At 65.6% G+C, this 9,854-nt stretch carries 7 protein-coding genes; 4 read left to right on the forward strand and 3 right to left on the reverse strand.

Going from position 1 to position 9,854, the window contains the following annotated elements; genetic code table 11:
- Positions 1-2,290, forward strand: a 2,290-nt coding sequence (locus tag AAF184_22625; protein ID MEO0425148.1) for a putative Ig domain-containing protein, incomplete at its 5' end; no start/stop codon positions are given.
- Between the two features lie 63 nt (positions 2,291-2,353).
- On the opposite strand, the gene AAF184_22630 is transcribed toward AAF184_22625, so the two are convergent.
- On the reverse strand, positions 2,354-3,304 hold the full coding sequence (locus AAF184_22630) for a sulfotransferase (GenBank protein ID MEO0425149.1): 951 nt from the start codon (positions 3,302-3,304) through the stop codon (positions 2,354-2,356).
- Positions 3,305-3,552: 248 nt separating this feature from the next.
- Here AAF184_22630 and AAF184_22635 point away from each other — a divergent pair, with 248 nt between their 5' ends.
- Positions 3,553-4,746 (forward strand): TIGR03087 family PEP-CTERM/XrtA system glycosyltransferase, encoded by a 1,194-nt coding sequence (locus tag AAF184_22635; protein MEO0425150.1) that lies wholly within the window; start codon positions 3,553-3,555, stop codon positions 4,744-4,746.
- A 306-nt stretch (positions 4,747-5,052) separates the two neighbouring features.
- Here the strand turns inward: AAF184_22635 and AAF184_22640 are convergent, their stop codons facing one another.
- Positions 5,053-7,668 carry a TonB-dependent receptor gene (locus tag AAF184_22640; GenBank protein ID MEO0425151.1) on the reverse strand — a complete coding sequence of 872 codons (2,616 nt, stop codon included), beginning with the start codon at positions 7,666-7,668 and terminating at the stop codon, positions 5,053-5,055.
- 215 nt (positions 7,669-7,883) lie between these two features.
- Here AAF184_22640 and AAF184_22645 point away from each other — a divergent pair, with 215 nt between their 5' ends.
- Entirely contained in the window at positions 7,884-8,516 is a 633-nt protein-coding gene (locus AAF184_22645; GenBank protein ID MEO0425152.1) for a GntR family transcriptional regulator, read from the forward strand.
- Positions 8,517-8,525: 9 nt separating this feature from the next.
- On the opposite strand, the gene AAF184_22650 is transcribed toward AAF184_22645, so the two are convergent.
- Positions 8,526-9,107, reverse strand: coding sequence for a hypothetical protein (locus AAF184_22650; GenBank protein MEO0425153.1), 582 nt, complete (start codon positions 9,105-9,107; stop codon positions 8,526-8,528).
- Positions 9,108-9,537: 430 nt separating this feature from the next.
- Here AAF184_22650 and AAF184_22655 point away from each other — a divergent pair.
- A partial coding sequence (locus tag AAF184_22655; GenBank protein MEO0425154.1) for a hypothetical protein occupies positions 9,538-9,854 on the forward strand: 317 nt, incomplete at its 3' end.

A 9,854-nucleotide genomic window follows, 5' to 3' on the forward strand; every position in this document is an offset into this window, starting at 1 on the left:
CGTCTCGGACGGCGTGGCCGTCTCCAGCCTCGCGCCCTTCACGATCACCGTCGAGGCGGGCGTGAACTCGGCGCCGACCATCTCCGGCGTGGCACCGACGAGCGTGCTCCCTGACGCGCCCTACGACTTCGAGCCGAGCGCCAGCGACGCCGACGGTGACGCCCTGACCTTCAGCATCGAGAACGCCCCGAGCTGGGCCAACTTCTCCACCGACACGGGCGCCCTCACCGGCACCCCCGAGGAGAGCGACGAAGGCACCTACAGTGCGATCGTCATCTCCGTCGCCGACGGCACCGACTCCGCCTCCCTCGCCCCCTTCTCGATCACCGTGGAGCCCGTGCCCAACCGGGCGCCCACCATCGCCGGGACGCCCACCGCCGAAATCGGTGTGGAGAACAACTACAGCTTCACGCCGAGCGCAGAGGATGCCGACGGCGACGTGCTCACCTTCAGCATCGATAACCTGCCCGAATGGGCAGGCTTCAACACCGCCACCGGCGCCCTGTCCGGCACGCCGCAGGACGGCGAAGAGGGCATCTACAGCGGCATCGTGATCACCGTCTCTGACGGCACCGAGGCCGCCTCCCTCCCGGTCTTCAGCATCACCGTCCAGCCAGCCCCCAACAGCGCACCTACGATCACCGGTAACCCCGATACGATCGTCACTGCGGGTAACACCTACCGATTCACACCGGCCGCGGACGATGCGGATGGCGACGCGCTCACCTTCAGCATCGAGAATGCCCCCGCCTGGGCCAGCTTCTCCACCAACACGGGCCGACTCGTCGGCACGCCCGGCGCGGGCGATGTGGGCACCTACGGCGCCATCGTGATCAGCGTCTCCGACGGCACTGAATCGGCCTCGCTGGCCCCCTTTAGCATCACGGTGCAGGCCGTGCCGAATGTCGCCCCCACGATCGCGGGCACCCCGGCCACGTCCGTGGGCGTTGGCGAGGACTACCTGTTCATCCCCACCGCCGACGACGGCGACGGCGACGCGCTCACCTTCAGCATCTCCAATGCCCCCGCGTGGGCGAACTTCTCCGCGAGTACGGGTCGCCTCGCCGGGGCCCCGGATGCGAGCGACGAGGGGATCTACAGCGCCATCGTCATCTCCGTGTCCGACGGCGAAGACTCGGCCTCCCTCGCTGCCTTCAGCATCACGGTGACCGCGCTACCCAACAACGCGCCGACGATCGCGGGCACGCCGGACGCCAACGTGACCGCCGGTGAGGCCTACGCGTTCACCCCGACGGCCGATGACGAAGATGGCGATACGCTCACCTTCAGCATCGAGAACGCGCCCTCCTGGGCGAGCTTCTCCACCACCACCGGCGCGCTCACCGGTACGCCGCAGGAGGACGACGACGAGGGCATCTACAGCGGCATCGTGATCTCCGTCTCCGACGGCACCGACTCCGCGTCACTAGCTGCCTTCGCCATCACCGTCGATCCGCCGCCGAACACGGCGCCGACGATCGAGGGCACGCCGGACGCGGAGGTGACGGCCGGGAATGCGTATTCGTTCACGCCGACGGCGAACGATGACGACGGGGACACGCTCACCTTCAGCATCGAGAACGCGCCCTCCTGGGCCAGCTTCTCCACCACCACCGGCGCGCTCACCGGTACGCCGCAAGAGGACGACGACGAGGGCACCTACGCCGGCATCGTGATCTCCGTCTCCGACGGCACCGACTCGGCGTCACTGGCCGCCTTCGCTATCACCGTCGACGCGCCGCCCAACACGGCACCAACGATCGCGGGTACGCCGGACACCGAAGTGGTTGCGGCAGATGCCTACGCGTTTACGCCGACGGCGAACGACGATGACGGCGATACGCTCACCTTCAGCATCGAGAACGCGCCCTCCTGGGCCAGCTTCTCCACCACCACCGGTGCGCTTACCGGCACGCCGCAAGGCGCCGACGTAGGCACCTACGCCAACATCGTCATCAGCGTTTCGGACGGAACGGACGATGCGGCGCTCGCGGCGTTCACGATCGAGGTGGTCGCGGCGGGCGTTTACTCGGTGACGCTGAACTGGACACCGCCGACCGAAAACACGGATGACTCCGCCTTGGTCGACCTCGAGGGCTACCGCATCTACTACGGCACCTCGCCGAGCAACTACACGGACCAGGTGTCGGTGGACAACGCCGGCCTATCGAGTTTCGTCGTCGACGATCTACCGGCGGGCACCTTCTACTTCGCGATCACGGCGATCAACGATCAGGGTATCGAGAGCGCGTTCTCTGACGAGGTGAGCACAACGCTGCCGGCGGACTGATCGCCGAGGGAACGGCGCTCGCCGGCCGCTTGGCGAGGCGCTCGATACCCGCGAGCGGAACGCCTACCAGCTGTGGTCGCGCTCGTAGCCGAGACGCACCAGCAGCTCGCCGGCGATCTCCTTGAAGATTGCCTTGTCGTCGGCGTCGAAGTGATTGACCCAATCGCCGGCAACACCCTTGCGGTCGAAGCGCCCCTTGGCCTCCTCGCCCCGCGCGCGTCCCGTGCGGAACTCGAAGGAGGAATGGCTCACCATGTGGGCGACCAGGGCATCGTCCGCCGCCAGGCCCATGGCGTCGAGCACCAGGGCCAGGGCTTGCTGCGGATCCACCTGCAGTTGCTCGTAGGCCACGGAGATCAGATCACCGCTCTCCACCGCCTCCAGATGCACCTGCATCGCGTCCCGCCAGGCCGTGGCTTCGCTCGCCAGCGTCTTCTCGCGCGAACCCTTGTACTCGCTACGGAAGGCTCTTGAGGAGACAGCCACATCGCGCCCGTCTCGGTAGACGGCCAGCAACTTGGCCTCGGGAAACGCCTCGCGCACATCCGCGAGGAAGCCGATGTTCCGCGGCGTCTTCTCCAGCAGACAACCAGGCTCCCCGAAGCCCTGCCACAACTCACCGAAGAAATGGCGAAGGTAGTCGTTGCCGAGCGGCAACGCGGGGAGCTCCTTCGCGAGACGCCGGCGGGTACCAGCGGGGAGATCCAATAGTCCCGCAGGACGGTCGTGGCGCCGCAAGCTGAGGGGCGGCTTCCAACGCTTGAGGATCGGCGCGAAGGCCTGCGTGAGCTGGTGCTGCACCAGCTTGCCAGGCCCGCCCTGAGAGAAGGGAACGCCGGTAAACAGCCGCTCCGTACAGGTACTCGCGTCGGGGCTCTTGCGCACGTGGTGGAAGGCGTGCGTCTCACGCAGGCCGCGCACATCCGGGTGCAGGCTCAACATGTTCAGCAGCCACGTGCTACCGGCCTTGTAGTGGCCGATGATGAAGGCGAGATTTGAAGCGGTTTCAGGCATCAGGCGGCGGAGCTTAGCGGTTGCTCTTAGGAGTTCACAAGTAACCCGGCAGCAGTCTGCCGCTCTGCCCACGACGAAGGGGCTTGGCGTCGCGTTCAGGGCGTGCCCAAGGGAGGCGTGGCCCATGCGGGGCGAACTGCGCCGAGCCCATGTCTGCGCTACTGATCCGCTGTGAGGTACGCCCCTGCACGAGGCCCCCATCACGCGTATTATCGGCCCCCCGACCGCGGTTCCGCCCACAAAACCCCATGAAAATCCTCTACATCTGCCACCGCTTCCCCTACCCGCCGGCAAGCGGCGCCAAGATCCGCTCCTTCCACATGATCCGCCACCTGCACGAGCAGGGGCATGAGGTGGTGCTGGCGACGATCTACCGCTCCGACGAGGAGCGAGAGGCGGGCGCGGGCATGGAGGCTTACTGCAGCCGGATGATCACGGCGCAGGTGAGCAAGGCGCCGGCGGTGGCCCGCATGCTGACCCGCCTGCCCACGCCCATCCCCTCCTCCATGGGCTTCTTCTACTCCCCGGAGCTGCACAAGCTGCTGCGCGAGGAGTTGGCCAACCAGCCGCGACCGGACCTGATCATCGTGCACTGCTCCTCCGTGGCGCACTACGTGGAGGACATCGACGACGTGCCGAAGATCCTCGACTTCGCGGACATGGACTCGCAGAAATGGCTCGCCTACGCCTCCTACCACGGCTTCCCGCGTAACCTCGGCTACTGGCTGGAAGGCAGCAAGATGGAGCGCGCCGAGCGGCGCCTGGCGCCGCGCTTCGAGCTCAACACCTGCACCACGCCCGAGGAGACGGCCACCCTCGACGGTTTTGGCACAGGCGCCCGCGCGGACTGGTTCGTGAACGGTGTGGACACGGAGTACTTCAGTCCGATGGCGCAGACCGATCGGCACCAGATCTGCTTCGTCGGTCGCATGGACTACTACCCCAACGCGCAAGCGATGGTGAACTTCTGCGCCGACATCTGGCCGGCACTGAAGGAGCGCTACCCGCCCCTGCGCCTCGCCATCGTCGGCGCCGAGCCGACAGCAGCCGTGCGCAAGCTAGCCGCGCTCGAGGGCGTGGAGGTGACGGGCTCGGTGCCGGACGTGCGGCCTTGGGTCGGCCGCTCACGGCTCAGCGTGGCGCCTCTTACCATCGCCCGCGGCACGCAGAACAAGCTCCTCGAGTCGATGGCGATGGGCGTGCCGGTGGTTTGCAGTGCCATCGCCGCCCGGGGCGTCGACGTGGAAGCCGGTGAGCACCTGCTGGTGGCGGATACGCCGGAGGAGTACTTGGACCAGGTGGGTCTGCTGCTCGAATCCGATGAGCGGCATGAGGCGCTGTCTATCGCGGGGCGTGATCGCGTACTGAGTCATCACACCTGGGAGACGGCGATGCAGCGCTTCGATGAGCTCGTCGCGCAGACGGTGGCGAGAGGCGCGTAGCGGCAACCACCTTCTCTCGTCGGTCGTCACCTAATCGCAATCTTGGCTGACTACGATCCGATCGCGGTTTGCGAGAACATCGACTCCCACCGCTGGCAACGAAGATGTGGACACAAGGCTTCGCCAAGCCCCTCGCCGGTCAGATCTTTATTCAACATAATCTAGCCGTTAAGGGCCCAGGTCTGGCGAGGCAGCACCCGAGCCGTTACCGCGCGTCGCGCGCCGCAGCGCGGCAAACTCTGGACGAAAAAAAACCGGATACGCATGAACGCGTATCCGGTAACTCGCACTCTCGCTCGCAAATCGTTACTGGCCGAAGCGGAAGCTAGCCTCCACGCCCCAGGCCTGCAAGGTGCCCGGGCTGACGAAGGCGCCGCCGAATTCTGGCGCAGGAATCACTTCGTTCAGGAAGTTCTCGTCGGTCAGGTTATTGATGAACCCGGTGACCGACCAAGTGTCCCCCTGTAGTCCCGCCCTCAAGTTTACCAGGCCGTACGCATCGCGCTTAGCGAAGGTCAGGTCTGACGGCGGGAACACCCCTCCCCCAAAAGCTACACCACTAAACACATTCGGGACAACATCATCGTCTTGGAGAGTGTGGAAATAGGTGTCCCCCACGTGGCTGTAGTCCACGCGGCCGAAGAAGGAGATGCCGTTGCCGAGGGGCTGGATCAGCTGCAGGCCCACGTTGGCGGTCAGCTCCGGCGCGTAGGGCACCTCGTTGCCGACGGTCGCCGGGCGGTTCGCGTTCTCCTTGATCTCGCCCTCGACGATGCCGATGCCGCCGTACAGGGTGAGGTTGTCGGTGATGGCGAAGTTAGCCGCGAACTCACCACCGAAGATGTCCACCTCATCGATGTTGGTCACCACGCGCAGGAGCCCGAAGGTGCCGACGAAGAACTCGAAGAACTGCATGTCGTCGACATTGGTGTAGTAGGCCGCACCCTCGAAGCTCAGGCGGTCGGTCGGGTTGGCCTTGAAGCCCACCTCGAAGGAGTTATTGACCTCCTTCTCGAACACGTCGCTGATCGACAGGGGCGTACCGCCGGAGGGCTCGATGTACAGATCACTGAAGAAAATGTCGATGAAGTCCGCGCTGCCCTGGTTGTTGAAGCCACCGCTCTTGAAGCCCACGCCCCAGGAGCTGTAGAGCGTGAGGCCGGGCGCGGCGTCCCAGGTCAAGCTGACCTTGGGCTGCAGCTGCTCGAAGGTCTCGTTGCGGTCGGGCACGCTCGAGTTGAAGCCGATCACGTTGTTGTTCGGACCGTACTGGACCAGCGCCGGGTTCAGCGGCGAGCCGCCGTTGAAGGGCCCGGAGAACGGCAGGGCCACCGTCGGGTCCAGATCGACGAAGCTGGTGCGCAGATCGGCCGGCACCAGGTTGGTGACGTCGCGATCCTCCACGTCGTAGCGCAAAGCCACGGCGAGCTCCACCGTGTCGCTGAGGTCGTAGGCGATGTTGCCGAAGGCGGCGTAGACGCGCGTGTCGAAGCGGTCGTAGAGCAGGCTCTCGGTGTTGCCGGGGATGATCAGCCCCGCCGGCGGTGCGCCGCTGCCATCGTCCACGCCCAGGTTCACGCCCACCTCGCGCTCGAGGTCGAGGAAGTAGGCACCGGCTTGCCAGCGCAGGGCCTGGTCGCCGTTCGAGGTGAAGCGGACCTCGAAGCTCAGATCCTGCTGATTGCGGATCTGGTACTGCGTGCCGTCGCAGCTGGTCGGCGAGTAGGGGCCGAACACCGTGGCACCGCCGCCTGCACCGGGCAGGCCGACCACGCCGCCGAAGCCGTTGTCGAAGATCGCCGGCGCGTTGAGGGCGAAGCCGGAGGCATTCAGCGCCTGCGCGCTGTCGATACAGGCCTGCTCCGCCGCCGTGAGGTTGGCGTCGGGGGTGCCGATGCCGCTGATGCCCGTGAAGAAACCGAAGTCGCCACTGGTGCCATCTGCGAAGAAGAACTGCTCGACGTCGCTGTAGAGGCCCCAGGCGGTGAAGGTGCCCCAGTCGGCCTCGTAGTCGAGCTTCATGGAGAACTCGGTGGAGTCCTGCTCGTTCTGCGAGTCCACGTTGTTGACGAAGCGGAACTCGTGCTCGTTGACGTCCTGTTCGAAGGTGCCCTGCTCGCCGCCGCCGAGACCGGCGAGGAAGAAGCTCGCGTTGAACACGATGGCGCCCGCGTCCACTTCGCCGTAGCGGAACTTCGTGTCCAGCTTGAGGCGATCGGTAGGTGTGAAGATCAGGCGGGTGTTGAAGTTGTAGTTCTCGAAGCGGTCGATGGAGCTGTCATCGCCGGTGAAGTCATTGGAGTAGAAGCCATCGAAGTCACGGTAGTCCGCCGAGATGCGGGCGAAGATCTTGTCTTCCTTTATCGCGCCGCCGGCGAAGGCAGAGCCGGTCACCAGGCCGAACTCGCCACCGCTCGCTTTAAAGCCTGCTTCGAACTCGTTGCCCGGCTCGTTGGTGGTCACAATGATCGCGCCGGCACCCGCGTTGCGACCGTAGAGGGCGCCCTGGGGGCCCTTCAGCACTTCGATCTGCGACAGATCTGCAAACTCGCGGTTGAAGGAGCTCGGGTTGGTGTAGAGGATGCCGTCGACGATGAAGGCAAAGCTGGCCTCACCGTCGCGCGTGCCGTTGATGCCGCGGATGCTGACCTGCGTATCGCCGACTTCCGCGGTGTTCACCAAGGTCACGCCGGGCGTGAGGGCGATGAAGTCCTCGGCGCGTTTGATGCCGGCGTTGTTGATGTCAGCCTCGGTGAATGCGGTGATGGCCGCGGGCACGTCCGAGAGTGACTCTTCGCGTTGGCGGGCGGTCACGATGACCTCCTCCATGCCCTGCGCGCCTGCAGGCATCGCCGTCACGCCCAATCCCGTACCCGTTACGCCTGCGAGTACCGCCGGCAGCACACAACGCCTCACACTCATACTCTTCCCCCCGATCGGTCCATGAGCCATATCACCCGTCACCTCCAACGCCCCGCGTGGTGGACCAGCGATAAAACGATGCATCGAAATATACCCGTCGCATCGCACCCCATGTATACGATATGGCGTAATTTTGGGGGGTCAGGCCCCCGGAAGACCCTGATTTTGGGCTTCACCTGTATACAATCTGGCCTATGGGACGGTGAGGTGTTGGATTGAGCAGAGCCAACGACAAAGCCTACGAGCGCATCCGCGAGGAGATTTTGAGTGGCCGGCTGGCGGCGGGTGAGCACCTGCCGGAGCAGCGGATCGCCGAGATCACCGGGGTAAGCCGCACGCCCGTGCGTGAGGCCCTGCGCCGCCTGCACGCGGAACGCTTCGTCCGCTACATCCCCAATCGGGGCGCCTACGTGGCGGAATGGTCGGCGAGCGAGGTGGCCGAGATCTTCGACCTGCGCCTGCTACTGGAAGGCTACGCCGCGGCGCGTGCGGCCGAGCGCATGACAGAGGAGCGCCTCGAGGTGCTGCGCGGATGCGTCGCCCAGATCGACGCGCTGCTGGCGGAAGGCGAAGCGCTCGACTACGACCAACTACTGCGCGCCAATCACGAGTTCCACGACACGCTGATCGACGCCGCGCAGAGCCCGCGCTTACGCGACCTTCTGCATTCGCTGCTGGAGACGCCGATGATCCTGCGCACCATGAAGCGCTACAGCCACGCGGACATCATGCGCAGCAACCAGCACCACACGGAGATGGTGCAGGCCTGCGCCGCGGGCGATGCGGACTGGGCGCGCAGCGTCATGACCGCTCACCTGCGCGCCGCCCGCGCCACCCTCGGCGCTTGAGGACTGGGGCTAGTTCAACTTCCCTGAGCGCCAGTACTTGGTGCCCGTGATGTCCGCCTGCAGGATCAGCCCCGCATCGGTGAGCTGGTAGTAGGCCACGCCGTTGTGGAAGTCAGCGCCGACGTCGCCGCCGGCTCGTCCGGCCGTCGCATCGGCCGACACGCCGCCCTTCCAAGCGTTGTCGATGAAGCTTGCGAACTTGTCGGCGGTCTGGAACAGGAACACGATCTTGTAGGACTTACCCCCGAGGCCGAGGTTGAGGCCGCCGGTGCCCATGTTCATGTAGGTGCGCTCGCCGCTGGAACGGTCCACGGCAACACCCTGGCCACCGCCCCCGGTGACCACCAGGGACACCTTCACCACGTCGAACACGGCATAACCCGCCGCGTTGTCGAACAGGCCCTTCGCAGCCGGCTTCTCCTCGAACAAGCGCTCCAGGGTCAGCCGTTCATTCAAGTCGATCTCGGCCCGCTTGCGATCGGCGCGATCCGCGCTGGCGACCAACGGCGCGCAACATAGGGCGGCCAGCGCGACCCACGATGCCCACCATCTGAACCCCCAGCCACTCCCGTCCGTGCTTCTTGCGTTCATTATTCCTCCAGCCTCAATGGCCTAACGCGTAACAACGCGCGTGATTTCAACGAGTTGACCTTTCGCAGATCGAATTGTTCCCACCCGCGGCGGCGACGGCAACTGCTGCGAGCGTCCCCCGGCGCGCCCGCCGCGGGCAGCTCACCCAACCGTACGCTCACCAGTTACACACGCGATCAACGAACATAATTGTTCACCAATAGGCGTTCAGCGATGCACATAAAGTGGCGCGCGCGGCCCCACCACTGCCATTACGCCCATACCCTGTCGCCCCTCGGCGTCCTTCGCCCACGCGGGCGATCAGTGACAGGCTGCTCAGATCGAAGCGCCCAAACTGTGGGACAATCGCTCGCCGCGGGGCTCGGCGCACTGACGCCCCTCGCCCTGCAAACAACTAGAACGACAAGCAGAGAAGGAACAACTCCTCGTGATGACCCTACGCACCTCGTGCTTGGCGGCGGCGCTCGCGCTCCTGCCGGCCCTCTCGTTTGCCCAAGACATCGACGCCACCCGCGGCGCCGACCGCGCCGTCGACTACGCCGCCTTGAAGCGCCTCGGCGGGTGGGACGATCGCAACTACCAGCTCACCAAGCGCGACCTCGCCCTGCTCGCCAGGAACGAAGCCGACCTCAACGTCTCCATCCCCGCCTTCTACCGCGTGCAACTGCGCAAGCAGTACCCCGACCTCCCCCGCACCGGCAAGGTCCAGTACCCCCACTCCGTGCTGCCCCGCTTCCTCGTCGAGCA

The organism is Pseudomonadota bacterium, from assembly GCA_039815145.1.
GTDB lineage: Bacteria > Pseudomonadota > Gammaproteobacteria > Steroidobacterales > JBCBZW01 > JBCBZW01.

Bases quoted from the DNA above. Each gene is read 5' to 3' on its own strand.
- AAF184_22640 (MEO0425151.1), bottom strand. From the start codon at position 7,668: ATGAGTGTGAGGCGTTGTGTGCTGCCGGCGGTACTCGCAGGCGTAACG.
- AAF184_22635 (MEO0425150.1), top strand. From the start codon at position 3,553: ATGAAAATCCTCTACATCTGCCACCGCTTCCCCTACCCGCCGGCAAGC.
- AAF184_22630 (MEO0425149.1), bottom strand. From the start codon at position 3,304: ATGCCTGAAACCGCTTCAAATCTCGCCTTCATCATCGGCCACTACAAG.
- AAF184_22650 (MEO0425153.1), bottom strand. From the start codon at position 9,107: ATGAACGCAAGAAGCACGGACGGGAGTGGCTGGGGGTTCAGATGGTGG.